This is a genomic window from Acetobacter papayae JCM 25143 (assembly GCF_000613285.1).
Classification (GTDB): domain Bacteria; phylum Pseudomonadota; class Alphaproteobacteria; order Acetobacterales; family Acetobacteraceae; genus Acetobacter; species Acetobacter papayae.
Genome location: NZ_BAIN01000006.1, coordinates 1 through 25,765, shown reverse-complemented (window position 1 = coordinate 25,765; position 25,765 = coordinate 1). Strand labels below are relative to the sequence as shown.

Below are 25,765 nucleotides of genomic sequence, written 5' to 3'. Positions count from 1 at the left end.
CATGCCCGCACTGATGATTCAGGGCACCGGTTCGAATGTGGGAAAATCTCTGTTCGTTGCCGGCCTGGCGCGTGCCGCTCTGCGGAGGGGGCTGCGTGTTGCCCCTTTCAAACCCCAGAATATGTCCAACAATGCTGCCGTTACTGCCAATGGGGGCGAAATAGGCCGCGCGCAGGCCCTTCAGGCACTGGCCTGCGGGCTTGAACCCCATACGGACATGAACCCCGTGCTACTCAAGCCTGAATCCGACCGGGGTAGTCAGGTTGTGGTACAGGGGCAGGTGCGTGCCACCGTTCAGGCGCGCGACTACGCCTTACTCAAACCCGCACTCATGCCAGCCGTTCTGGAAAGCTTTCATCGCCTACATGAAGCCTATGATCTGGTACTGGTTGAAGGAGCTGGAAGCCCGGCCGAGGTCAACCTGCGGCAGAATGATATTGCCAATATGGGGTTTGCCTGTGCGGCGAATGTGCCGGTCATTCTTGTAGGGGATATCGACCGAGGCGGTGTTATTGCCCAGATCATAGGCACACAGGCTGTTCTGCCTGAAACTGACGCTGCCATGGTAAAAGGCTTTATCGTCAATAAATTTCGTGGTGACCCAAGCCTGTTTGATGACGGTTATGCCTGATCCGTCAAAAAACCGGCTGGCCGGGTTTTGGCGTTCTGCCATGGTTTGCGGCCGCTAGCACCCTTCCGGCGGAAGACGCGCTCGATCTGCGCAGAACCTCTTCTGGCGGGCGGATAAAAGTGGCCGTGCCCATGCTCTCACGCATTGCCAATTTTGATGATCTGGACCCTCTGGCACAGGAACCCAGCATTGACCTGACCATGATAGCGCCGGGGCAGGCAATCGCGGGAGATTGTGACCTGATTATTCTGCCCGGCACGAAAAATACCCGCCTTGATCTGGAGTTTATACGCAGCCAGGGTTGGGATATCGATATTTCTGCCCATGTGCGACGGGGCGGGCATGTTTTGGGTATCTGCGGCGGTTACCAGATTCTGGGTAATAGTGTAAGCGACCCCCTTGGGCTGGAAGGGCCTGCTGGCAATATGCCCGGTCTGGGCCTACTCAATGTCGAAACCACCATGCTGGCGGAAAAACATGTTAGACGGGTAGAGGCCGTTCACGCTGCCAGCGGTCAACCGGTATGCGGTTATGAAATTCACCTCGGCACGACGGAGGGACCAGACCGGCTTCGCCCGTTTGCTGCCGTGCAGGGCAGGGCGGAGGGCGCTCAGTCGGCGGATGGGCTCATCTGCGGCACCTATCTCCACGGTCTGTTTACGGATGATCGCTTCCGCACCGCTTTTATCGCAGGGCTAGGCGGACAGCCTTCCACATTGCGCTACTCGGAAAAAATGGAACAAACACTCGATGCGCTAGCCGCACATATTGAGCGCCATGTCGATGTTACCGGCCTGCTCCGTATAGCGGGCTGCCGGTAAAAAACAGTATCAGCAGAAACAACGTCGCCAGCAGCACAACCCGCCGGTAAAGAACCAGCCGGCAGCCAGATCAGTTGGTGTGGGGTCAGGAGCTCCATCATTCAGCCATGGGTCGCGGCTGGGGCCTTCCGCATACAGACGCGGCCCAGAGAGGCGAATACCTAACCCGCCAGCCATGGCGGCTTCTGGCCAACCTGCATTGGGGGAACGATGCCGCCGGGCATCACGCAGCATAACCCTAAATGCCCGTAATGGAGCGGCACTTGCGAGCGCGTATAAAACGCCAGACAACCGCGCCGGCACAATATTCACCACATCATCCACCCGCGCCGCGGCCCACCCGAACAACCTGTAGCGAGGCGTGCGGTTGGCAATCATGGAATCCATGGTGTTGATGGCTTTGTAGGCATAAAGGCCGGGCAAACCGAGCAGCATACCCCAGAATAACGGTGCCACCACGCCGTCGGACGTATTTTCAGCCAGACTTTCCGCCGCAGCGCGGGCAATGCCCGCACTGTCCAGCACATTCGGGTCTCGCCCCACAATCATGGACACAGCCTTGCGCGCACCGGGCATATCTCCCGCACTCAAAGGCTGAACAACCGCCAGAACATGCGCATAAAGCGAACGCACGGCTAGAAGAGGCCATGCCAGCCCCCCTCCAATCAGAACCCCTAGGCCGTTATGAGGCAGCAAGAAGCACAAACCCAGACCAACGCCCCCGGCAAGACCGGTAACAACCAGCACGACTCCCACACCAGCAAGCCTGCGCAATACAGGAGAGAGCACGTCACGGTTCCAGTTCCGGTCTAACCCTGACACCACATGCCCGATCCAGCTTACCGGATGCCCAATGCGAGCAAAAACCAGCGCGGGCCAACCCAGCAGGGCATCAAGCAGCAATGCCACCACCATCTGCCCTGCATGAAAAGCAAAACTATCCAGCACGTTCCCACCCGCTATCCGCCACAGGGCATGCCACTTTCGGGCACTTAATGTGTTCTAATGCCGCGTTCGGACAGGGAAAGGAAGAAGAAGCCCAGAAAGACAGAGCCAGTCCAGGGAGAAAGCACAGCCCACAGCAAGCGGATTGGGGCCATGGGACAGAAATAAAAGAAAAAATTCACATTCCACAATTATCCCTCTTGCCAGTCAGCAACGCTCAGGCTAAGAACAGCCCCACAAACCGGGGTGCGTAGCTCAGCGGTAGAGCATCGCCTTCACACGGCGGGGGTCACAGGTTCAATCCCTGTCGCACCCACCACGGTTTGCCCCAGTTTTCTGCGGGTTACAGAAAAACTCCCATAAAGAAAACATCATCCAATCTCACTGAGATTGAGGAAAACACTCCAAGCTTCGTTTGGCCAATGGATGTGGCTGCCCACCCCGCAGTTTTATGTGCTTGTCCAAATTACCAACAAAATGCACAAACTCTATATCCGTCTATAGAATGACTGAGGGTATAGCCCATGAACTTGGTGGACATTTGTAAGTATTTTCTTGTCACTACTTTAATGATGACAATGTGCATGGCCACCTCCTATAGCGCCCATGCACAAAACAAAGAAAATCTTCCGCAAGATGTTAAACGCTTTTTACACGATGCCGAGATTTGCCAGTATCTTTCCGGGGAATGGGATGAAAGCCTTCCGCGTGAAAGAAAAATCATACTCTCCAAGGAAATGAATAAGGCGTGCTCAGATATATCCCTCCGGCAAAACCGGATAAAGAAAAAATATTACGATAATAAAATTATTATGGAACAAATAACCCCTTACGATTTTTGAAATTTTTTCATGCGCTCGTGATGATTTGTATATGAGAAATATAGTTGATATCAAAAACTCATGACCCATGAAATTCCACAACAAATCAATATCTCGTTAACTTTATTCGGGACTATAAACCATAAACTATAATTAAATATAAATTTTATGTGCATTTTGTATAATTAGGCACATAAAGATATTTTATGGAAATACGCTATTGAAAGTAGTCTATATTTTATTGCTAATGAGCATTCCTACCGACACGAATACGTAGAGGAAGTGCCATGCCTTTTAAAATTCATGCAAAATCGATTTCTGGTGCTGTATGTGCCGGGCTGTTGCTGCTGAGTAGCTGCGCAACCAGCGCGCAGCGTATTGAAAGCAAGGAAGACCATCTGGCTGCGGCAGGTTTTGCCTTCCATCTGGCGGATACATCACAAAGGCAGACAATGCTGAACAAGCTGCCTGCTCATCGGTTTGTACGCCGTATTCATGACGGTAAGGTATTCTATGTCTATGCCGATCCCACCGTTTGTGATTGCCTGTATGTAGGTGATCAGAAAGCCTTTAGTGCTTACCAGCAGTACCGCCAGCAAAAAACATTGGCGAACGAGCAGCAGGAAACGGCTATTGATTATGACGATGCCGCATGGAACTGGGGTGATTGGGGCATGGGACCAGGATGGGTCGGCTGGGATCCTGCATGGGGTAACTGGAACCCAGGCATGGGGCCTTACGGCTGGTAATAACGTTAAGTTAAGGTTAATATGAAACGCTTTTATTTTCTTCTGTCGGCCATTCTGTGGGCCACCCCTCTGATGAATCAGGCCTTTGCTGAAGGACATCAGGGAGAGAAAATCATTGCGGATGCCGGGGCGGTTGTATGGCAACCAGCCCCGGCCATTTTCCCCTCTGGAATCAAGATAGCCTACTTATATGGCGATCTTGCCAAGCACGAGCCATTCACCCTTCGGGTGATGATGCCGCCACACAGCTTTATTCCCCTGCACACCCATAATCTTGATGAAATGCTGACAGTCATATCTGGCGGGCTTGATCACTATACAGGCACCAGCATGACAAACGCGACCACACATCATATGGCGTCTGGTGGCTTCGTACATCTCCCTGTCAATATGGCGCATGCTCTCAAAGCAGGCGATCACCCGGTTATTTTGCAGGTTTCGGGAGTTGGCCCGTTTGAAATGACCTATCTCAACCCCAGAGATGACCCCAGACATCAGCATTAATCCCCCGGATTGCACCCGACTTTGAGCCCGCAGCAGTCCAGCAAGGCAGAGCCCTGAATTGCTCATGGACTGCGCGGGGCAGCCCCCTCGGCAAAGGCACAAACCTTGCCAGAAAGGACTGAAACAGGAGAAATCACCTATGCAGCCACGCTTTCAACTGTCTCGCCGTGCTCTTGTTCTGGGCGCTGTTGCCGTAACAACGGGTATAAGTATACGCACGGCCATGGCGGCGGATGACCCGACCACCCCGCGCCATATCGGTATTATCGGAGCAGGGCAGGTTGGCGGCACACTCGGGCGGCTTTGGGCGCGAGCTGGTTATCCGGTCATGTTTTCTTCCCGCCATCCTGACCAGTTACAGATAACTCTGGCGGAAGCGGGGCCAAATGCCCATGCAGGCAGCGTGGCACAAGCCATTGCCTTCGCAAATGTGATCGTGCTTGCCGTACCTTACAAAGCCGAGCCAGAAATTGCCGCACAATACGGAGCCGCACTGTCTGGAAAAATTCTGATCGATGCAGATAATGCCTATGCCTTCCGCGATGGCGCGCTCGCAAACGAAGCCCATGCTGAAGGTGTAGCCCGCTACTCCGCCCATCTTTTTCCGCAGACACATTTTGTACGGGCGTTTAATTCCGTCAATGCCAGCAGTCTGGCCAATGGGGGTGGCGGCAATACCCAGATTCTCTACAGCTACACGGACAACGCTGCCGGGGATGTTGCATCCGAGCTGATCAAAGCCACTGGCAGCGTGCCTGTTCGGGGTCATGAACTCTGAACAGGCACGTTTTCAAAAAAATCCGTCATGTTGCACAGCAGGCGACTCATGCTCGCGCGGATGAATTTTGTGCAACATTGTGGGGTTTTGGGCTCTTTTTCTTTCTTTTCACCAGCTATGCAATCCTGCGGCCCGTGCGTGACGCCATGGGCATTGCCAGTGGTGTCCATCATCTCCAATGGCTATTCAGCGCGACGTTCATCACCATGCTGGTCGCGGTTCCTATTCATGGCTGGCTGAACGCCCATGTTCCACGAACGCGTTTTGTCGACTGGATTTACGGTTTTTTCGCCCTCAATATGCTGTCTTTCGCGCTCGGCCTGTTTTTCTGGCCAAGCAGCCCATGGCTTGCGCGTGTCTTTTTTGTCTGGCTATCCGTTTTCAACCTGTTTGTAGTCTCCGTATCATGGAGCCTGATGGCAGATGTGTTTGATCTGGCGCAGGCGCGCCGTCTCTTCGGATTTATTGCAGGTGGCGCCAGCGCTGGAGGCATAGCCGGGCCGGTTTTTGGCGCGCTGATGGTTAATATCCTGTCGGTGTCTGGCCTGCTCGTTGCATCCGCGCTGATGCTGGGCTGTGCGGCATTTGCCAAATCCCGCCTGATGTGGTGGCGCCTTACACGCGATACCGCCGCGGAACAGGAATCCCGTCAACAGCCGGTTTCGGGGAATCCTTTCTCAGGGTTTACGCTGGTCATCGGCTCACCTTACCTGCTGTGTCTTGCAGGGTTTGTTATGCTGCTGACCACCGCCTCCACTTTTCTTTATTTTGAACAGGCGCGCCTGGTTGCGGAAAATTTCCCCACGCGCAGTGCTCAGATCCGTGTTTTTTCGGTGATAGACGGAATCGTTCAGGCGCTCTCGCTCATCTGCCAGCTTTTTATAACCGGCTCTTTTGCACGCCGGTTTGGGTTGCTAGGCCTTTTGACCGTCGTTCCGCTCTTGATTGTAGCAGGGTTTCTGGTTCTGGCTGCATGCCCGACTTTTGGTGTGGTTGCTGTGGTCATGGGAATTCGGCGGGTAGGGGAATATGCCTTTATCCGCCCCGGCCGGGAGATGCTGTTCACACGCATGCCGGTTGCTGTGAAGTATCGCGCCAAGAATTTTTTGGATACGGTGGTATACAGGGCAGGAGATGCCATCAGCGGCTGGGTTAGTTCAACCCTGATGCTGCTGGCACATAGTCCGCTTTATATTTCTTTTGCAGGCGCGTTTCTGGCTCTCATATGGGCAGGCTGTGGCTATCTGCTCGCACAGCATAAAAATGAAGCTCCTGAACGCGCCTGATTCACCTGAACATGGAAAGTAGTGTCTTTTGTCGAGAGCAGAGTATTCATCCGGTTTCGCCTTATTGTCTCTGGCCTGTGGTGCATTTGCCATCGGGGTAACGGAATTTACGCCCATGGGCTTGCTGCCCGTGCTGGCCGATGGCGTGCATGTCAGCGTTCCCAAGGCAGGCAGCCTGATTAGCGCCTACGCTTTTGGGGTGATGGGGGGAGCGCCCGTCATTACGCTGTTTCTGGCGCGCTATCCGCGCAAATACGCGCTGATCGGCCTGATGATCCTTTACACGATCGGCAATCTGACATCCGCGGCCAGCAGCAGTTACCAGCAACTACTGCTGACCCGGATTTTAACCAGTCTGGCCCATGGAGCCTTCTTTGGTCTGGGGGCAGTGGAAGCAGCCAGCCTTGTAGCGGCCAACCGCCGGGCCAGTGCGGTGGCCAGCATGTTCATGGGCCTAACTGTCGCTAATATCTTTGGTGTGCCCGCAGCAACATGGCTGGGCGACACACTGGGCTGGCGTAGCGCTTTTGCCTGTATTTCCCTGCTGGGTCTTGTTGCCGTTGCCGCCCTGTCCTTTGCCCTGCCGCTAGCCGAAGCCGGACCAAGACCGGATGCAGCGGCAGAACTCAAAGCCATTCTGAGGCCCAACGCACTGATGGCGCTGGGTGTGACGGTTATCGGTGCGGGCGCCATGTTTGAGCTGTATACGTATATCGTACCGATGCTTGAACATATTACCAAAGCAAGCCCAACCCTGACGACAATTGCTTGATGCTCATTGGTGTTGGCTTCAGCATCGGCAATGCCATTGGTGGGCGGGCGGCAGATCGCTCCACGGCCGGAACGCTGCTGATCTGTTTCCCGCTCCTCGGCCTGATCATGCTGCTCTTTCCCTTTGCTGCCACGACACCCGCCGGGGCTCTGGTTGGCGTGCTGCTCTGGGGTATTGCCAGTTTTTCCATCATGCCCGCCTTGCAGATGCGCACCATGCAGGCTGCTCATGCTGCACCGGGCCTTGCCTCATCCGTTAATATAGGTGCGTTCAACCTCGGCAATGCATTAGGAGCGGCTCTGGGTGGCGCCGTGCTTTCGCTTGGCTTCGGGTATTCCATGGTGTCTATCGCAGGGCTGGCTATCAGCCTGCTGGGCGTTCTGCTGGTTCTTTTATCCCGTACAGGTACGCTGTCCCCGCAAGCTGAGTAAGGAACCCGCCTGAACGGTGCTGCCTGTTCAGTCATACGGAAATCCATGAACATTCTGTTTGTATGGAGTATTGTCCTCTCCACACAGACAGAATGTATGGAATTTCGATCATGGCTGATTACGCCTATCTGGCGCAGTGGAAAGAAGAAATAAACCGCAGCCCAAATGCTATTTACCTGACACTGGCCGATGCCCTTGCCCTGTCCATTCGCAAAGGGGTGTTGCAGGAAGGGGATAAACTGCCTCCGCAGAGAACAATAGCGGAGTATCTCGAAACCAACCTGACAACCGTCACCCGAGCCTTTACCGAGGCCCGGCGGCGAGCTGATTGATGCCACGGTCGGGCGGGGAACGTTTATCCGCATCGGCGCGGGGGAAAGCCACTGGCGGCATACAGGCCCGGCCGTGGTGGACCTGACCATGAATCTACCGCCCATTCCGCAAGACCCACCGCTCCAGCGTATTATTCAGAACGACCTTGCCACCATTCTGAAGCAGCAGGACCTCAACAGCCTGATGTCCTACCGGGTGACGGGGGGCACCGTTGCGGAACGGCAGCTTGGCGCAAAGTGGATCGAACCGGTTATCGGCCCAAGACGGACGGACGAAATCCTTGTCTCTCCGGGGGCGCAGAGTGCGCTGGCCGCGATTGTCAGCACGCACACCCAGCCGGGAGATATCATCGTAACCGACCGCATTGCCTATCCCGGCATACGGACAATAGCGGCGCAGTTCGGCCTTATGCTGGTGGGGGTAGATAGCGATGCGGAAGGCATGATGCCCGACCAGCTTGACCGAGTCTGCTCTGAACACCACCCCCGGCTGCTTTATTGTATCCCGACCATTCACAACCCCACAACAGCCACCATGTCGCTCCAGCGCCGCAAGGATATTCTGGCGGTTGCCCAGCACCATCACCTCACCATTGCCGAGGACGATCCTTACAGCCTGCTGATGGAAAACCCACTTCCTGCACTGGCCGCTCTTGATCATGGCCGGGTAAGCTATATCGCCACTCTGGCCAAGACCTTAAGTCCCGGTCTGCGCACGGCCTATGTCGCTCTGCCCAACCCGGACATGACCCGGCGGGTTACGGCGGCAATCCGGGCTCTGGCCCTTACGAATGCGGGTCTGCTCAGCGCGCTGGCTGCACGCTGGATGCAGACAGGGCAAGCACAGGCCATACTACATGGAATTCAGAAAGAATTACGCCTGAGACAATCGGTCGCCCGCCGGATTCTGGGCGATGGACATTGCCAGAACCCCGATGGCCCGCATGTATGGCTGAAGCTGCCAGACTGGTGGGGGAGTGCGGATTTTGTGGCTTATGCCCGCCGCCGGGGTCTGGCGCTTGTGCCCAGTACGGTTTTTACCATCAGCGGAGAACCACCACAAAGAGCGCGTATCGCGCTCGGTAGCGCACCAGATGTAGCCAGTCTGGAGGAATCTCTGCATGGCGTCCTGTCCGTGTTGCAACACAAACGCTCACCCGGCTTTACCGATATTGTCTGACGACTTGCCCCACCTGGAATCGGTCAAACATGCCGATTTCAGACACTGCTTCTGGTGGGCAGAAAAACAAGACAGCATGATATTCACGAATACGTGATAATAAAACCATTTTAAATCAATGTGTTATCTATACGAACCCTGATTGTATGAGTGATTGAAAATTTTTGTATGCTCCTGTCTTTTTCCGATGGGAGCTTTTTCATTTATTTGTTCGTTTTTGTACCCACAAAGTAAGTCATACAAAATTTTACGCGTCTCCCATCCCGTGCCACGGTCGCCACAGCACCACGGTCCGTTGCGGCCTTCCGCCGCAACCCGTGGCACACGGGAGAGATGCACATGCCCAAAATTGAACATGCGCCCCATCAGGATGGCGATTGCTTCGTTGATTACGAAAACAAGGTCTTTGAAGACGTACTGGCCAAACCGGGCGAGAAAGCCCTGATTACCTTCCATACGGTTGCGTTTGAAGGCTCCATCGGTTTTGTCAATCTGCTGCAGGCCACGCGCCTGATCCGCAAGGGGTTCGAGACATCGGTGCTGCTCTATGGCCCCGGTGTAACCCTTGGCGTGCAGCGCGGTTTTCCCCGTCTTGGCGATGAAGCTTTCCCCGGCCACATGAACTGCAACAAGCAGATCATGAAAATACTTGAAGAAGGCGGCAAGGTTTATGCCTGTCGTTTCGCATTGCAGGCTCTTTATGGCCACGGCGAAAAATCCCTGATCCCGGGCATTACCCCCATCAACCCGCAGGATGTGCTGGACCTGATCCTGCTCGCCCGCCGGGATAATGCCTTTATCCTCGATACCTGGACCGTCTGAAAAACCTTCGGGAAGGACCGCCCGCATGTCCCGTATAGTCCGCGCCGCTGCCATCCAGATCAGCCTGTCCTTGGTGACGATGGTCTGGGTACTGCCCGGAAAGTCTGCCAGACCATCCGTGACGCCGCTGAAAAAGGCGTGCAACTGGCGGTCTTTCCTGAAACCTTTGTTCCGTATTACCCATATTTTTCATTCATCCAGCCTGCTTTTCGCTTCGGTGGTGAACATCTCGAGCTTTACGAACGCGCTGTTGTCATACCCGGTCCGGTTACGGACATGGTGGCAGAGGCGGCGCGTGAGACCGGAATGGTTGTTGTGCTGGGAGTGAACGAACGAGATTTCGGAACTCTCTACAATACACAGATCATTTTCGACGCCACGGGAGAAATTCTGCTCCGCCGCCGCAAAATTACCCCCACCTATCATGAACGCATGGTCTGGGGGCAGGGCGATGGGGCAGGGCTGCGGGTGGTCGATAGCGCCGCAGGCCGTATCGGGGCGTTAGCTGCTGGGAGCACTACAATCCGCTCGCCCGCTATGCGCTGATGACCCAGCATGAGGAAATTCATTGCGCGCAGTTTCCCGGCTCGCTGGTTGGCAGATTTTTGCCGATCAGATGGAAGTAACAATCCGCCATCACGCGCTGGAATCCGGTTGCTTTGTCGTGAACGCAACAGGTTGGCTTACGGAAGAGCAGATCAGCGAAATCGCGCGTGACCCGGCTCTTGAAGGCCCCCTGCGTGGCGGCTGCTTTACGGCCATTGTCTCGCCCGAAGGCAAGCTGCTCGGCACACCGCTTACGGAAGGCGAGGGCATGGTGATTGCGGATCTCGATTTCGCGCTCATTACCAAACGCAAGCGCATGATGGATTCCGTGGGGCACTATGCACGCCCTGAACTCCTCAGCCTCCTGCATGACCGACGTCCGGCCCGCACCGTGCGTTATGAGGGTGAAGCGGTGCTCAACACGGATGAGGCCGGGTCATGACCATTCCAACACTTGGCACCTATACTGGCCGTAAGCTCGTAACCGACCTCCAATCGTTCGGGCTCCAGCTTGGCGATGATACCAGCGGCATTGGCCGCAAAGGCGGCGCAGGCCCATCGGACCATAAGACCATCACCATCGCAGGCCATACGGTTATGGTGCCGGTCTATACATCCGGGGCACGGCATTCGCCCTTTCAGGCCAGCCCGCCGGATCAGAGTGGTGCCAGCACGCTGCTGCGTGACGGGCAGAGGCTTGGCACCATCCATTTTCCCGCCGCGCCGCGCTTTTATGGGCGGAGCACGGCAGATGGCATTCCTTACTGGAAAATTGCCCTGCTGCATGGCCGCGATACGCTGGCCACTACGGTTCACCAGACCTGTATCCGCTATGCCGACCGCCGGACATCCTGCCAGTTCTGCGCCATTGGTCAGTCGCTTGAAGCCGGGCGCACCATTGCCTACAAAACCCCAGCACAACTTGCCGAGGTCGCAAAGGCCGCAGTGGAACTCGACGGCGTGCGTGACATGGTGCTGACAACCGGCACCCCCAACGTCATTGACCGTGGTGCCGCCGTGCTGGCGGAATCAGCCGCGCCATCAAGCAGCGATAGACCTGCCATTACAGGTGCAGTGCGAACCTCCGCGCGACCACAACTGGTTCGAGCGCCTGCGTGACGCCGGGGCCGATAGTCTTGGCATGCACCTTGAGGCCGCCACACAGGCCGTGCGCGAAAAAATCATGCCCGGCAAAGCAACCGTCAGTGTTGAGCGCTATATGGAGGCCTTTGCCAGCGCGGTGCCGGTTTTCGGTCGGGGGCAAGTCAATACCTACATTCTGGCGGGGCTAGGCGACAGCGCCGAGGAAATCCTGAATCTGGCCGAGCGACTGATTACACTGGGCGTTTATCCTTTGTGGTGCCGTTCGTACCCATTTCCGGTACCCCGCTTGAGCAGCACACCCCGCCTTCAGCCGATTTCATGAAATCCGTTCTGGCCCCTCTGGGGCAGATGCTACGCAACGCAAACATGAAATCCACCGATATCCGTGCTGGATGCGGCCGGTGCGGCGCCTGTTCCTCCCTCTCGGCCTATGAGGCCTGAGCCATGATGTTTGAAGGCGTGGAAAACCGGTCGTTCATCCCCATGGAATATGTCATCCGCCTCGCGCGCACCCCGTGGGAACGCGCAGGCTATCATACCCTGCGGCGTGAGGTCTTCTGCACGGAGCAGGGGGTGTTTTCCGGCCATGACCGTGATGCGATTGACGAAACCGCCATCCCCATCATCGCAGCCTGCTGCGTAGCTGGCATGCCGGACAGGGTTGTAGGGGCCGTGCGTATTCATGAACCCGAGCCGGGGCTATGGCGCGGCTCCCGTCTGGCGGTTCATGCCGAACACCGCAAACTCGGGCGCATTGGAGCGGAACTGATCCGCATGGCGGTCTGCACGGCGCATGGGCTAGGGGCAACCCGGTTTCTTGCGCAAGTGCAGGAGCAGAATGTGCTGTTCTTCCGCCGCCTTTACTGGACAAGCCTTGGAGCCATTACCCTCCATGGTCGCCCCCACCATGACATGCAGGCGGATCTTTCACGCTATCCAGCCCATGGGCGTGACCAGACATGGCTGCTACGGCCACAGCCGCGCAACCGGGAGGCAGCATAATGGCCAGCACTCTGGCAAACCTGCTCCACACCCTGCGCGAAGGGCCTGCTCTGGGGGCCAAGCAGGATATTGCAAAGGCCATGAGTATTCTTGGCTCTGACGTGCGCGGTCCCTCCCGACTGGGAGATGACTGCGCCGCCATTCCCGATGGCGATGGCTACCTGCTTTTTGCCAGCGAAGGCTTTCAGGACAGTTTCGTGCGCGCCATGCCGTGGTTTGCCGGGTATTGCGGCGTTATGGTCAATGCCAGCGATATTGCCGCCATGGGGGGCAGGCCCGTTGCTGTAACAGACGCCCTATGGAGCGATGAGAGTGATATCGCCGCCGCCATTCTCACCGGCCTGCATGATGGCGCACGCGCCTATAGCGTGCCGGTGGTGGGTGGGCACACCAATATGCGCAGCACCCATAACTCGCTTTCCGTAGCCATTCTCGGGCGGGCAAATGCCCTGCTGAGCAGCTTTGACGCCCGTGCGGGTGAGGTGCTGATTGCCGCTATTGACCTGCGGGGCCGGTGGCATGACCCGCATCCTTTCTGGGATGCCAGTTCGGCTCTTTACACCGCCGGAGAAGCTGAACGGTTAAGGGGTGATCTGGAACTGCTGCCAGATATTGCCGAAGCAGGACTAAGCCGCGCCGCCAAGGATATCAGCATGGCGGGGCTACTGGGCACCGCCCTCATGCTGGCGGAATGTTCTGCAATCGGCATGCGTATCACGCTTGAGGACATTCCCCGGCCGGATAACGCCCCCATGGAGCGCTGGCTCTCGGCTTTTCCCAGCTATGGCTATCTGCTGACCGCCCGGCCGGACGATGCACAGGCCATACTCACCCGTTTTCAGGCTCGTGGCATAGCAGCATCCATAATCGGCCAGTGCGATGATACAAAACGGCTCGATGTCCTCTGGAACGGAACACAGGAAACCTTCTGGGATCTCGCCACAACACCGCTCATGGGATGTGCGCCATGAGTATATCTATTGGCATTCTGACGCATTCCACCAATCCGCGCGGTGGGGTTGTGCATGCCATGCACTGGCCGAAACCCTGTGTGCAGAAGGGTACAACGCAACCCTGATTGCCCCTGATGAAACCGGGGCGGGGTTTTTCCGCACACCACGCTGCCCGGTATGGTGCATTCCAGCGCGCGGCGCGCAGAGCCTGCCGGCTCTGGTTACGCAGCGTGTGGGCGAGATACGGCAAGCTGTGCGCTCCCATTCCTTTGATGTGCTCCACGCACAGGACCCCATCAGCGCCAATGCCCTGGCAGATCTGGTACAAGAAGGCAGGATAACGGGCTTTGCCCGTACTGTGCACCATCTCGACAGCTTTGATCACCCCGAACTGGCGGCAAGGCAGGAACGTGGCTTCATGGCCGCCACCGAACTGCTGAGCGTCAGTTCTCTGTGGAAAAACATTCTGCAGGACAGACATGGGCGGACGGCCCCGGTTGTCGGCAATGGCGTCGATCCCGCAAAGTTTTCTCCCCACCCCGATAAGCAGGATTCCGCCTTGCGGGTGCGCTATCATCTGCCCGCTGACAGACGCCTGATCCTGTCCGTAGGGGGATCGAGCACCGCAAGAATACCCTGCTGCTACTGGAGATGTTTCTGGCTCTCTGTCAGGAGCAGCCGGACCTTTATCTGGTCGTGGCGGGCGGGGCCTCACTTCTGGACCATTCCGCCAGCCGGACCGCATTCGAGGCCCGTCTGCGGGCCAGCGGGCTGGCTGATCATGTGAGCGTAACCGGCCCCGTAGCGGATGAGGACATGCCGGCTTTTTACCGGCAGGCAGCCGTACTGGCCTATCCATCCGCCGTTGAAGGGTTCGGACTATGTCCGCTGGAGGCTCTGGCCTGTGGCACGCCCGTTATCGTGCCCAATGCGCCGCCTTTCACCGAGCATCTATCCGGCTCTGATGTGCTGTGGTGCAACCCGGGTCAGCCGCACAGCCTGTTGCAGGCACTCCGTGAAGCCCTGAGCCCGGAAAGCCGCACACATTTTCTGGCGGCAGGCCCCGTTACGGCCCGCCGCTTCGACTGGCGCAGTGTCGCCCGTCGCCACCTTCCAGCTTACCGGCGTCTGGCGGCCCTGTCCGGCATTGACGCCCGTGCTTTCGGAGATTTGCACTCATGCCCGAAATGATCTTTCGCGTGCGCTGGCCAGACGGCACGGAGGCGGATTGTTACTCCCCCTCGCTGGTTATTCAGGAGCACTTTGTTCCGGGGCAGGCTTACCCGGTCAGCACCTTCCTGAATAAAGCGGAAACCGCCCTGAACGAAGCCAGCGAGCGGGTGCGTGCCCGTTACGGCTTCCCCTGCAGTCGGGCTCTTGGCCAGTTACAGAGCATACGCCAGAGCTGCGCCCCCTTTCTCGAGCGACCCGACGCCACAGTAAGCGTCCTGTCTTTCAGATCCTGAAAAACGGAATAGTACCATGACATCGAACGAAAAAAGCATTCCCGTTATTATCGTCGGCGGTGGTCAGGCTGGCCTTTCCATGAGCTGGTATCTCTGCCGCGAAAATATCGAGCATATTGTTTTTGAAGCCAGCACAGCCTGCCATTCATGGGATGATGAACGCTGGGACAATTTCTGCCTTGTTACCCCTAACTGGCAATGCGCACTGCCCGGGCACCCCTATAAGGGCAAAGACCCGCACGGCTTTATGGTGAAGCAGGAAATTATCGATTATGTAAAAGGCTTTGTGAATTCCTTTACTCCACCCTTGCGTGAGCACACACCGGTTACATCCATTACACGGCATGAAAACGGTGGGTATCGGGTGGTAGCCAATAATGAAATCTGGCATGCACGCCATGTGGTTATCGCATCCGGTGCATATCATGACGCTGTCATTCCCGGTTACGCCAGTGCAATCGACCCCTCCATTATGCAGGTGCATTCGCAGGATTACCGCAACGCGGCCCAGTTGCCCGAAGGCGCCGTTCTGGTAGTGGGAAGCGGCCAGTCAGGCGCCCAGATTGTTGAAGACCTGTTTATTGAAAAGCGTAAAACCCATCTATGCGTTGGCTCAGCCCCCCGTGTTTCGCGCTTCTACCGCGGGCGGGATGTTGTGGACTGGCTGGCGGACATGCATTTCTATGATCTCACAGTCGATAATCACCCGCTACGCGATGGTGCACGTGACAAAACCAACCATTACGTCACAGGCCGTAATGGCGGGCATGACCTTGACCTGCGCCTTTTCGCCAGTGAAGGTGTCGGGCTGCACGGCACGCTTGAGACCATCCGCGATGACGTGGCGCATTTCCTGCCCGATTTAAAAGAAAACCTTGATGATGCGGACAAAACCAATGCCGACATCAAGCAGTCTATCGATGCCTATATCGCCCGAAAAGGAATCAGCGCGCCTACGGAAGCCCCTTACACACCCGTATGGACACCTGATGGACAGAACACACCGCTCGACCTGAAAGCCGCCGGTATTACCTCCATTGTCTGGTGCATTGGGTTCCGTCCCAATTATCGCTGGATTGACGTGCCGGTTTTCAACGGTGCGGGCAAACCGCTGTGGCAACGTGGCGTTACGAATGCGCCGGGCTTTTACTTCCTTGGCCTGCCATGGCTGCACACATGGGGGTCTGGTCGGTTTTCCGGCATCTCTCGTGATGCCGCGTGGCTGACCAGCCAGATCACAGGCCACAATATCCCTGTAGCCTGAAACCAGACGGAGCAAAAACCATGCTTCCATGGACAACATACGAAGCAATGACCGCGGCAGCCCTAACCCAGCCTGAGACATTCTGGCTGGAAGCCGCACAGCGCATTACATGGAAGCAGCCCCCCGCCACGGCATGCCGCGTGCGGAAGGATGGATGGTACGACTGGTTTACTGGTGCTACTCTCAACACCTGTCATAATGCGCTAGACCGCCATGTTGAAAATGGCCGCGCAGACCAGACCGCTCTTGTCTGGCATTCCTGCGCCACAAAGGAACAGCAAAGCATAACTTACGAGGCGTTGCAGGGCAGGGTGGCCGGATTTGCCGGGGGCCTGCGCGCTCTAGGGGTAGGGAAGGGAGATCGTGTCCTGATTTCCATGCCTACAATGATTGAAACCGCCATAGCCATGCTGGCCTGCGCCCGGCTGGGTGCTGTGCATGTCGTAGTTTTTGCCGGATATGCCGGACCTGAACTAGCCGCACGGATTGACGATGTAGCCCCCAAAGTCATCATCACCGCCAGTTGCAGCTTTCAGGGCCGCACAGCCATTTCGTCCACACCCGCTCTGCAGGAGGCTCTTGCAAGGGCTACGCATACAGCACAGGCCTGCATCATTGTGCAGCGGGCGGCATGCCCGACCAGACTGATGGCCGGACGCGACTACGATTTCCATACACTGGAACTGGCTGCCCCTGTGCCACCTGTTCCCGTAATGGCAGAAGACCCGCTCTATATTCTCCACACATCCGGCACGACAGGAAAAGCCAAAGGCATTGTAAGAGACAATGGAGGGCATGCCGTAGCACTCGCCCTGTCCATGGAGCTTGTTTACGGCTGCCAGCCGGGTGATACGTTTTTCACGACATCGGATCTCGGCTGGGTTGTCGGCCATTCCTATGGTGTTTACGCCCCCCTCATTAGTGGCTGCACCAGTGTCATAGTGGAAGGTTCGGCCTCGGCCTCCACCATCCGCACACTCTGTGCGGAGCATGCCGTAACATGCCTGTTTACCACCCCCACACAAATGCGCCTGATACGGCAGGAAAGCCGCCATATCTGCCCACCGGCACCACCCACACTGGCCCGTATTTTTGTTGCCGGGGAATATGCGGACCCGACATTGCTCGACTGGGCGCGGTCATATTTTCAGCGGCCCGTTGTCAATCACTGGTGGCAGACGGAAACCGGGTGGAGCATCACCGCTCACTTTTTCGGCCTGCACGAGCCTGAGCCAACCAACCTTGCAAACGAGATCGGCCGTCCTGCACCGGGTTTTCGTCCCGTTATTGCACCAGCACTACCGGGCGAACCCTGTGGCGAGATCATGCTCGCACTGCCGCTGCCACCCGGCTGTCTGGCAGGAGTGTGGCGTGAGCACTCAATCCATGCACCGGACCTGTATCTGGACGACACCGGGCAATACTATCGCAGCTTTGACGAAGGCATGATCGACACGGATCACGCCGTGCGGATGCTTGGGCGCTCTGACGATGTCATCAAGGTTTCAGGCAGACGGATCTCGGGCATCCAGATCGAAAAAATCATCGCGATTCATCCGGCAGTTCATAGCTGCGCCGTTGTAGCCGTTGCCGATACACTCAGGGGGCAACGCCCGGTGGCCTATGTCGTGATCGACACTGGTGCAGACACGCCCCCCACAGCGGATGACCTCATAACAGAGGTCAATAAAACGCTCGGCCGGTGGACTGGCCTACGCGACATTCATTTTGTCGAAGCACTGCCCACCACCAAATCAGGCAAAATAACCCGTAAGGCCCTTGCCACCGCACAGAGCCTCTGACTGCTCACGTTTCCTGCCAAAAAACGCTATCGCCGAGCCTGCTTCTGCTTTTCGTGTTTGCGCATCCCCGAGTCGGATCGACAAAAGCGAGAAGGCAGAGCCTATGCTAGCGTACAGTGTTCAAATCAGAACTGAGGCAGCATAAAGAGGCATCAGCATGGCCAGTGGCTGGGCACCGGATAGTGCGGTGCAGGATCAGATTGACGATACGGTTGCCGATGCGGTCAAGCGGGCTCGAGCTCATATCCCACAGGGTGAAAGCGAACCCCATTGCCGTGAATGTGGTGAAGATATTCCCCCCGCACGGGCCAAGGCGCTACCCGGCGTCAAACTGTGCATAGACTGCCAGACAGAGCGGGATAAACAGCCACGTTTCTCCGCCATCAACCGGCGTGGCAGCAAGGATAGTCAGCTTCGTTAAATGGGTATCACCCGCCTGTTACAAGCGGGTGATACCATTAGTTGAGGCTTACCCCTCAGGCGCGTGAAAACACGACATCAGCCTTAAGGCGTGACTTCGGCAGCTTGGCGTTGAAATCGCTCTCCGCATGATAACCAAGCGAGACCAGCACCACAGGCGTCAGGTTCTGAGCTTTGAGGTTGAATTCTTCCGACAGAGCTGCAGCATCAAACCCTTCCATCGGCGTTGCATCCACACCTAGCAGACCGGCAGCCAGAAGCAGGAAGCCCTGCGCAATATAGGTCTGTTTTTCCGCCCACTGGGGGACATCTCCAGCCTGCTCATGCAGATTGACATAGCCTGAGCGGGTCTTGCCCTGCGCATCACGCGCCTGCTCATTAGCGAAACGGCCATCGGCATCTTCCTGCGCCAGCAGGGTATCCAGATAGGCGGGTTCAAGCGTGTCACGCGCACACAGCACCACAACATGAGAGGCATCGCGCACTTTGGGCGCATTATAGCTGAACGGCCCGGTGAGTGCCTTGGCCAGGCGTTCCTTACCTTCTGCCGTATCCGCCACGATAAAATGCCATGGCTGCGAATTAACTGAGGAAGGGCTGTAACGCAACGAAGCCAGTAGCTGGGTTACCGTTTCATCCGACAGCGTGCGGCTCGGATCATAGGCCTTGGTTGTGTACCGCGTTTCGAGAACTTTGATCAGATCCATTGTTCTGCCCCGTAAAAACATAACGAAAAACTGCACGGCAGGATGGGAAGTTTCAGCCTCCCGGTCAAGCGTCTGGCAGCCTCCCGACTTTAACGGGGCAGGGCGGTCAGGCTATTTTAAAAAACCCACAAGCTTTTCCGCTTCGCTGACAATCGGTTCCGCAATGGCCTGAGCCCGCTGCGCACCCAGACGCAGGGTGTTCAGCAGATGCGTTTCATCACCAAGCAGGCGGGTCGTTTCCGCACCGATAGGAGCAATGGCCTGCACCACAACCTCTGTCAGCGCCGCTTTAAACGGACCAAAACCCTGCCCCTGATGCTGGTCGAGTACCTGCTGGGCACTCATATCCGCCAGCGCTGCATAGATGGCGACAAGGTTGCGGGCTTCAGGTCTATCTGCAAGGCCTTCCGGTTCCGCTGGCAGCACTTCCGTATCGGTTTTGGCACGGCGGATTTTCAGGGCGATGGTATCTGCATCATCCGTCAGCTCGATACGGCTCTGGGCAGATGGGTCCGACTTGGACATTTTCTTGGTGCCATCGCGCAGGCTCATGACCCGGGCAGCGGCTGTCGGAATAAGGGCCTCAACCTGCGGGAAAAACTCAACCCCGTAATCGTGGTTGAACTTCTGCGCGATATCGTTCGCCAGTTCCAGATGCTGCTTCTGGTCTTCACCCACGGGGACACGAGTTGCCTTGTAGGCCAGAATATCTGCCGCCATCAGGTTAGGATACACGTACAGCCCGGATGAATGATTTTCCCGGTCCTTGCCAGCCTTGTCCTTGAACTGGGTCATACGGTTGAGCCAGCCAAGACGGGTAACGCAGTTAAAAATCCACGCCAGCCGGGCATGAGCCGACACAGCAGACTGGTTGAACAGGATATGCTTGGAGGCATCAATGCCTGAAGCGAGCAGAATGGCAGCCTGTGTCAGCGTATGACGGCGCAGTTCTTCCGGTGCCTGCCATGTCGTAATGGCGTGCATGTCCACAAGGCAGAAAATACACTCGTGATCTGCCTGCAGGCTTACCCAGTTACGAATGGCCCCGAGATAGTTACCTAGCTGGGGCACGCCTGAAGGCTGGATACCGGAAAAAATACGCTGCATGAGAGTAACTGCTATCCGTAGTGACGTTATACAAAATTTCAGGGAATGGGGTGCTGACGGTTCAGAGCATCGCGTTCATCCGCCACCTGTCCTGCGGACTTGGCAGCGGCACGCGCCGCAGCAATATCCGATGGGCTGATGGCAGGGGCATTCTCTCTCCCGCCCCGGGCGGAAAGCCATGTCAGGATACTGGCTACATCCTCATCCTTCAGGTAGCGAAAAGGGGGCATTTCGGCATTATAGGGCTGGCCATTGGCCATGATCCTGCCGCTGACACCGTGCATGAGCACATCCGCCAGATAATGCCGCCCTTCAGGCGTTGCGGCTATCTTGTCTATACGCCCGACAAGAGGCGGCACGGAACCCGGCATGCCATCACCACCATGGTGGCAGATGCCGCAATTATTGCCGTAAAGTGATTTGGGACTTTTTGGAGAGCATCCCGCGAGCAGCAGAACTGCCGCCACCGTCATAATTCCCCGACGCATCATGCGCATCTCTGCACCATCAAACGCAAATGGGGGCCTTTTCTGAAAAAAGGGCCCCCATACGCGCCTGTGCCTGATCAGGGCATTGCATGGGTATGTTCAACACCCAGCAACTGGATACGGAAAATAAGCGGGCTATCGGAAGGAATAACGCCCATGGCCTTATGGCCATAACCCAGCTCCGGCGGCACATACAGCATCCAGCTATCACCCACATGCATGAGCGGCAGCGCCTCCATCCAGCCTTTGACCAGACCATTCAGCGGCATCTGCATATAAGCGCCGTTGCCGTGCTGTTCGGAGCTGTCAAAAATGGACCCATCAGGCAGTCGGCTTCATAGATCAGCATCATGACATCGCCCAGCTTGGGCTGCTCGCCATTTTTGGGGCCTGATTCCAGAACCTTGTAAGCCAGTCCGTCTTTCAGCTTCACCACACCCGGCTCGGCTACAAGCTTGGCCATCTGCTGGGTGGGTGTCAGATCTTCATCTGAATCCTTGTGCGCCCCGCAGCCTGTCAGCGCGAGAGAGGCCGCCATGACAGCGGCAAGAGTTCCAGATTTTGACAGAAAATGACGGACCATGTTCGTTCAGGCTCCTTTTAAAAGGTCTGGTCGGGTAAAACGCAGGCTTACAGCGTTCCACCCTTGCGGCCGATCTGGGCACCCAGGCGCAGGCGCAGGGCGTTGAGCTTGATAAAGCCCTGTGCATCTTCCTGATTATACGCGCCTTCATCGTCCTCAAAGGTCACGACACGCGTATCATACAGGCTGTTGGGGCTTTCGCGGCCAACGCAGATCACATTCCCCTTGTACAGCTTCAGCCGCACACGGCCAGTCACGGAGTGCTGAGAAGCATCGATCAGTGCCTGAAGCATCCGCCGTTCCGGCGAGAACCACAGCCCGTTATAGATGATGGACGCATAACGCGGCATCAGACTGTCTTTGAGGTGCATGGCTTCACGGTCAAGCGTAATGGACTCGATGCTACGATGCGCCGTCAGCAGGATGGTGCCACCGGGTGTTTCGTAAATGCCGCGTGACTTCATGCCTACAAAGCGGTTTTCCACCAGATCAAGGCGGCCAATGCCGTTTTCCTTGCCCAGCCTGTTCAGCTCGGTCAGTAGGGTTGCAGGAGACATGGCCACGCCATTGATGGCAACCGGATCACCGCTGACGAAATCAATGGTGATTTCCGTTGCCTTATCGGGGGCAGATTCAGGAGAGATCGTGCGCTGGAACACGATTTCTTCCGGGCCGATCGCCGGGTCTTCCAGCATTTTGCCTTCGGAGGACGAATGCAGCAGATTGGCATCAACCGAGAACGGGGCTTCGCCGCGCTTGTCCTTGGCAATCGGAATCTGGTTTTCCTCGGCAAAGGATAGCAGGCGGGTACGCGATGTCAGATCCCATTCACGCCACGGAGCCACAACGGTGATATCGGGCTTGAGGGCATAGTAAGCCAGTTCGAAACGAACCTGATCATTGCCCTTGCCGGTGGCACCATGGGCCACGGCATCGGCCCCAACCGCCTCGGCAATCTCGATCTGCCTCTGGGCGATCAGCGGACGGGCAATAGAGGTGCCCAGCAGATACTGCCCTTCATAAAGCGTATTGGCGCGGAACATCGGGAAAACGAAGTCCTTGACGAAGGTCTCGCGCAGGTCTTCGACAAAAATTTCCTTTACGCCGAACAGCTCCGCCTTTTTGCGTGCGGGTTCCAGTTCTTCGCCCTGGCCAAGGTCGGCAGTAAATGTCACGACTTCGCACTGGTAGGTCTTCTGCAGCCAGCGCAGGATAACAGACGTATCAAGCCCGCCTGAATAGGCAAGTACAACTTTCTTGACGTCTTTTTTGGCGGAAGTCATGCCCATACAACTGTGCTCCTGAAACACGCTCAACAACTGGTTGCCTCTCTCCTATCACCGAGGCAACCATCAAACCAGTCTGCTTTGTGCGCATATGGTCTGTATCGATGCAAAAATTACTCGTCAGCCGGTGCCTGTCCCGCCCGGGCGCGTTCGCTGGCGGTTTTAAGCTGCCCGCAGGCCGCCAGAATATCGCGACCTCTGGGCGTGCGAATGGGGGATGCAAATCCCGCATTCATCACGATTTCCGCAAATCTGGCCTGCCGCTCCCGGGTGGATGGACGATAGTCGCTGCCCGGCCATGGGTTAAAGGGAATAAGGTTGACCTTTGCAGGAATACCCGAAATCAGCCGGACCAGTTCCCGCGCATCCGCATCGCTGTCATTAACATCACGCAGCATGATGTATTCAAACGTGATGCGTCGCGCGTTGCTCGCCGCCGGGTAACGACGGCAGGCGGCCAGAACTTCCTCAATCGGGTATTTACGGTTAAGGGGCACAATCTGGTCTCGCAGGTCGTTCCGCACAGCGTGGAGCGAAACCGCCAGATTAATGCCAAGCTCTTCCCCGCACCGATCCATCAGCGGCACGACACCGGATGTCGAAAGGGTAATACGGCGACGTGAAAGCCCGATACCCTCGCCATCCATAATGATTTTCATGGCCTTGGCCACATTCTCATAATTATAGAGCGGCTCCCCCATGCCCATCAGCACGATGGTGGACAGCAGGCGCGGGGTTTCCCCTCTGGGGCTGGGCCATTCCGCATAAGAATCACGGGCGGCCATGAACTGGCTGACAATTTCCGCAGCCCCAAGGTTACGCACCAGCTTCTGGGTACCGGTATGGCAGAAGGTGCATGAAAGGGTGCAACCCACCTGCGATGAAATACAGACAGCGCCCCGGTCCTCCCTGCGGTCAGGAATATAGACGGTTTCCGCCTCCTGCCCGTCACGGAAGCGGAAAAGAAATTTCCGGGTTTCATCTGATGAGGTCTGCACCGTAGCCGGTTCGGGCCGTCCGATAATGAAACGCTCGGCCAGCTTTTGCTGCAACGGCTTGGCGATCGAACTCATCAGAGAAAAATCCGTTACGCCCTGATGGTAAATCCAGTGCCATAACTGTTTGGTTCGAAAAGGTTTTTCACCAATTTCGACCAGAATATCCGTGATCTCTTCGCGCGAGAGACCAACAAGATCACGACGGCCATCCGGCAATGTTGCAGATGGCGGACTGAAAAGCGCAGCCTTGGCCAGAATACGCGCGCGTTCACGCTCATCCATGAGCGCTACGGCATGCGCATCCGCCGTGAGGGAAGGGGAGGACGAAGTAAAAGAGGACATAAGACAGGCTGCGTTGCTGGAGAAGAAGGCCGTTCTTATAACAAAAAAAGAGGCTGGCAGATACCAGCCTCTTTCAATAATCGGTTTTTATGGGCTTTTTCCTGTTACCTGCGTCGCCGGCCTGTCATTTTACTGACGTGGCAGCGCTGCCTGTTTTTTCAGAGCTGAACGCAACCACGGCGCCATGCTCACCTTGCCCGTGTCAATCTGGTCAAGGATCATGCCAATGGTCTGGGCCGAATAGGCATCAGGCCGGGAATCAGCCGAAATAGGGAAAGACGGGCGGGCAATTTCCATGGTCAGCGCCGGGCCTGCATTGTCTTGTGCACCGGCGGAAGCGCTAGCATGGCTGAAACCGTCACGCTGGACATCTGCCGTAACAACAAGAGTCGCTTTTTCGGGATGCTGACCAAAATACAGATAGGCATATGTCGCGGCGGCGGAAAGAATATCCTTCAACGCCAGACGATAGCGGTTGCTTTCCTCGCCGGACATGACCTGAATGGCCGCCGGGTCAGCTTGAATGGTCAGCGAACCAGCCTGAACGTTATCCGCCAGCACCAGACCGTCATGTTCGTAACGGCTAAGAAGGCCAACACCGGACTCATGCAGGCGTGGCTGGCTGATCGCGGGTGAGGAAGCAACGGGACCCGCATGCGCGATACCGGTCGCACCAATAAGACAGGCTGTGCCAAACAAGGCTGCGAGTTTGCGCATGATGCGTTGCTCCCTTTCAAGTGTTACAGGTTTGTGACCTCTCAGGAGTTTGACACAAAAAAACAGGTGGCTGCCATGCAAAAGACGCGCGCAAACCTGAAATAATAATTTAATGCTTGAAACGCTATCGAAACGCTCGCGCGTCAGACCCGGCGCGCGGCAATCAGAAACTCACGGTTTCCTTCCGGTCCCGTGATCGGGCTTGCCTCAACCCCCAGAACAGTCCAGCCGGGCAGGGCGCTCCACCATTCTGTTATCATGCGCACACGGCGTCATGCACGGCAGGATCACGCACCACGCCCTTGGCGCCCACATGCTCACGCCCTGCTTCAAACTGGGGTTTGATAAGGGCCACCGCCCATGCATCCGGCGCTGCCAGAGCAAGTGCAGCCGGCAGCACGGTTCTCAGCCCAATAAAACTAGCATCACAGACAATAGCCTGCGGCGGCTGCGGAATGAGTGTTTCGTCGAGATGTCGCGCATTGCACTTTTCCAGAACGACCACCCGAGGGTCCGCCCGGAGTTTCCATGCAAGCTGCCCATGCCCCACATCTACGGCGTAAACCTTTTCCGCGCCGTTGGTCAGGAGCACATCGGTAAATCCGCCCGTAGACGCTCCGACATCAAGCCCTGTCAGCCCCTGCGGGGAGAGGTTAAAATGGGCAAGAGCGTGATCAAGCTTGCAACCGCCGCGTGAGACCCATGGATGCGGCTGCCCACGAACTTCAAGCGGAGTTTCCTCGGCAATCTGATCGCCCGCCTTGGCAATCCGCTTTTCCCCCGAGAACACAAGCCCTGCCATAATCAGGGCCTGTGCCTTACTGCGGCTTTCGACCTGCCCCCGGTCAACTAGGAGCTGATCAGCCCGACGCCGCGCCATATCTTAGGCCGTCTGTTCGGTCATGCTG

Annotated in this window: 19 protein-coding genes, 1 tRNA gene and 8 pseudogenes; 19 read left to right on the top strand and 9 right to left on the bottom strand. The window is 56.7% G+C overall.

Translation table 11 applies throughout. The features are described from left to right. Position 1: 1 nt before the first annotated feature. Positions 2 to 1,452, top strand: a pseudogene (locus tag JCM25143_RS16280) (cobyric acid synthase). Positions 1,453 to 1,461: 9 nt separating this feature from the next. On the opposite strand, the gene cbiB reads toward JCM25143_RS16280, so the two are convergent. Then, positions 1,462 to 2,400, bottom strand: coding sequence for an adenosylcobinamide-phosphate synthase CbiB (gene cbiB / locus JCM25143_RS16275; RefSeq protein ID WP_234394900.1), 939 nt, complete (start codon positions 2,398 to 2,400; stop codon positions 1,462 to 1,464). Between the two features lie 241 nt (positions 2,401 to 2,641). Between cbiB and JCM25143_RS02850 the strand changes: the two genes are divergently transcribed. From JCM25143_RS02850 to JCM25143_RS02765, 18 genes and pseudogenes are all read left to right on the top strand, one after another. Continuing rightward, a tRNA-Val gene (locus JCM25143_RS02850) sits at positions 2,642 to 2,716 on the top strand. 265 nt (positions 2,717 to 2,981) lie between these two features. After that, a complete protein-coding gene (locus JCM25143_RS02845; protein WP_234394899.1) occupies positions 2,982 to 3,239 on the top strand; it encodes a hypothetical protein in 258 nt (85 codons plus the stop codon). Between the two features lie 266 nt (positions 3,240 to 3,505). After that, positions 3,506 to 3,967: a hypothetical protein gene (locus tag JCM25143_RS02840; protein WP_025859959.1), complete on the top strand. Its 462-nt coding sequence runs from the start codon at positions 3,506 to 3,508 to the stop codon at positions 3,965 to 3,967. 72 nt (positions 3,968 to 4,039) lie between these two features. Beyond that, positions 4,040 to 4,471, top strand: a complete 432-nt coding sequence (locus JCM25143_RS02835) for a cupin domain-containing protein (RefSeq protein ID WP_148299988.1) — start codon at positions 4,040 to 4,042, stop codon at positions 4,469 to 4,471. A 139-nt stretch (positions 4,472 to 4,610) separates the two neighbouring features. Continuing rightward, positions 4,611 to 5,249: an NADPH-dependent F420 reductase gene (locus JCM25143_RS02830; protein WP_025859957.1), complete on the top strand. Its 639-nt coding sequence runs from the start codon at positions 4,611 to 4,613 to the stop codon at positions 5,247 to 5,249. Positions 5,250 to 5,326: 77 nt separating this feature from the next. Next, complete coding sequence (locus JCM25143_RS02825) at positions 5,327 to 6,535, top strand: NTP/NDP exchange transporter (protein WP_025859956.1); 1,209 nt, start codon at positions 5,327 to 5,329, stop codon at positions 6,533 to 6,535. 28 nt (positions 6,536 to 6,563) lie between these two features. Then, positions 6,564 to 7,738 (top strand): annotated as a pseudogene (locus tag JCM25143_RS16270) (MFS transporter). Between the two features lie 110 nt (positions 7,739 to 7,848). Next, positions 7,849 to 9,250: pseudogene (locus tag JCM25143_RS16265) on the top strand (aminotransferase-like domain-containing protein). A gap of 339 nt (positions 9,251 to 9,589) precedes the next feature. Further along, positions 9,590 to 10,072 carry an MSMEG_0572/Sll0783 family nitrogen starvation response protein gene (locus JCM25143_RS02810; protein ID WP_025859955.1) on the top strand — a complete coding sequence of 161 codons (483 nt, stop codon included), beginning with the start codon at positions 9,590 to 9,592 and terminating at the stop codon, positions 10,070 to 10,072. Positions 10,073 to 10,097: 25 nt separating this feature from the next. Continuing rightward, positions 10,098 to 11,060, top strand: a pseudogene (locus JCM25143_RS16260) (Nit6803 family nitrilase). Next, positions 11,057 to 12,163, top strand: a pseudogene (locus JCM25143_RS16255) (MSMEG_0568 family radical SAM protein). The pseudogenes JCM25143_RS16260 and JCM25143_RS16255 overlap by 4 nt, the downstream one beginning before the upstream one ends. Positions 12,164 to 12,169: 6 nt before the next feature. Further along, the gene (locus JCM25143_RS02795) at positions 12,170 to 12,724 is read left to right on the top strand and encodes an MSMEG_0567/Sll0786 family nitrogen starvation N-acetyltransferase (RefSeq protein WP_051542810.1); all 555 of its coding nucleotides are present in this window, start codon (positions 12,170 to 12,172) and stop codon (positions 12,722 to 12,724) included. Beyond that, positions 12,721 to 13,695: a sll0787 family AIR synthase-like protein gene (locus tag JCM25143_RS02790; RefSeq protein ID WP_025859953.1), complete on the top strand. Its 975-nt coding sequence runs from the start codon at positions 12,721 to 12,723 to the stop codon at positions 13,693 to 13,695. Before JCM25143_RS02795 ends, JCM25143_RS02790 begins: the two co-directional genes overlap by 4 nt. Further along, positions 13,692 to 14,868, top strand: a pseudogene (locus tag JCM25143_RS16250) (MSMEG_0565 family glycosyltransferase). Before JCM25143_RS02790 ends, JCM25143_RS16250 begins: the two are co-directional and overlap by 4 nt. Next, complete coding sequence (locus JCM25143_RS02780) at positions 14,856 to 15,143, top strand: MSMEG_0570 family nitrogen starvation response protein (RefSeq protein WP_025859952.1); 288 nt, start codon at positions 14,856 to 14,858, stop codon at positions 15,141 to 15,143. The pseudogene JCM25143_RS16250 and the gene JCM25143_RS02780 overlap by 13 nt, the downstream one beginning before the upstream one ends. 16 nt (positions 15,144 to 15,159) lie before the next feature. Further along, positions 15,160 to 16,407 (top strand): MSMEG_0569 family flavin-dependent oxidoreductase, encoded by a 1,248-nt coding sequence (locus JCM25143_RS02775; protein ID WP_025859951.1) that lies wholly within the window; start codon positions 15,160 to 15,162, stop codon positions 16,405 to 16,407. A 20-nt stretch (positions 16,408 to 16,427) separates the two neighbouring features. After that, positions 16,428 to 18,209: an AMP-binding protein gene (locus JCM25143_RS02770; RefSeq protein ID WP_025859950.1), complete on the top strand. Its 1,782-nt coding sequence runs from the start codon at positions 16,428 to 16,430 to the stop codon at positions 18,207 to 18,209. 157 nt (positions 18,210 to 18,366) lie between these two features. After that, a complete protein-coding gene (locus JCM25143_RS02765; RefSeq protein WP_025859949.1) occupies positions 18,367 to 18,630 on the top strand; it encodes a DksA/TraR family C4-type zinc finger protein in 264 nt (87 codons plus the stop codon). A gap of 55 nt (positions 18,631 to 18,685) precedes the next feature. On the opposite strand, the gene nfsB is transcribed toward JCM25143_RS02765, so the two are convergent. From nfsB to JCM25143_RS16240, 8 genes and pseudogenes are all read right to left on the bottom strand, one after another. Beyond that, a complete protein-coding gene (nfsB, locus tag JCM25143_RS02760; RefSeq protein ID WP_025859948.1) occupies positions 18,686 to 19,336 on the bottom strand; it encodes an oxygen-insensitive NAD(P)H nitroreductase in 651 nt (216 codons plus the stop codon). Between the two features lie 111 nt (positions 19,337 to 19,447). Continuing rightward, positions 19,448 to 20,443, bottom strand: a complete 996-nt coding sequence (gene trpS, locus JCM25143_RS02755; RefSeq protein WP_025859947.1) for a tryptophan--tRNA ligase — start codon at positions 20,441 to 20,443, stop codon at positions 19,448 to 19,450. Between the two features lie 38 nt (positions 20,444 to 20,481). Beyond that, on the bottom strand, positions 20,482 to 20,940 hold the full coding sequence (locus JCM25143_RS02750; protein ID WP_148299987.1) for a c-type cytochrome: 459 nt from the start codon (positions 20,938 to 20,940) through the stop codon (positions 20,482 to 20,484). A gap of 68 nt (positions 20,941 to 21,008) precedes the next feature. Beyond that, positions 21,009 to 21,469 (bottom strand): annotated as a pseudogene (locus JCM25143_RS16245) (FKBP-type peptidyl-prolyl cis-trans isomerase). Positions 21,470 to 21,561: 92 nt separating this feature from the next. Next, positions 21,562 to 22,803 (bottom strand): argininosuccinate synthase, encoded by a 1,242-nt coding sequence (locus JCM25143_RS02740; protein ID WP_025859945.1) that lies wholly within the window; start codon positions 22,801 to 22,803, stop codon positions 21,562 to 21,564. Between the two features lie 110 nt (positions 22,804 to 22,913). Beyond that, positions 22,914 to 24,140, bottom strand: coding sequence for a 23S rRNA (adenine(2503)-C(2))-methyltransferase RlmN (gene rlmN, locus JCM25143_RS02735; protein ID WP_025859944.1), 1,227 nt, complete (start codon positions 24,138 to 24,140; stop codon positions 22,914 to 22,916). Between the two features lie 129 nt (positions 24,141 to 24,269). After that, positions 24,270 to 24,857: a hypothetical protein gene (locus tag JCM25143_RS02730; RefSeq protein ID WP_025859943.1), complete on the bottom strand. Its 588-nt coding sequence runs from the start codon at positions 24,855 to 24,857 to the stop codon at positions 24,270 to 24,272. A 143-nt stretch (positions 24,858 to 25,000) separates the two neighbouring features. Beyond that, positions 25,001 to 25,737, bottom strand: a pseudogene (locus JCM25143_RS16240) (TlyA family RNA methyltransferase). Positions 25,738 to 25,765 lie beyond the last annotated feature (28 nt).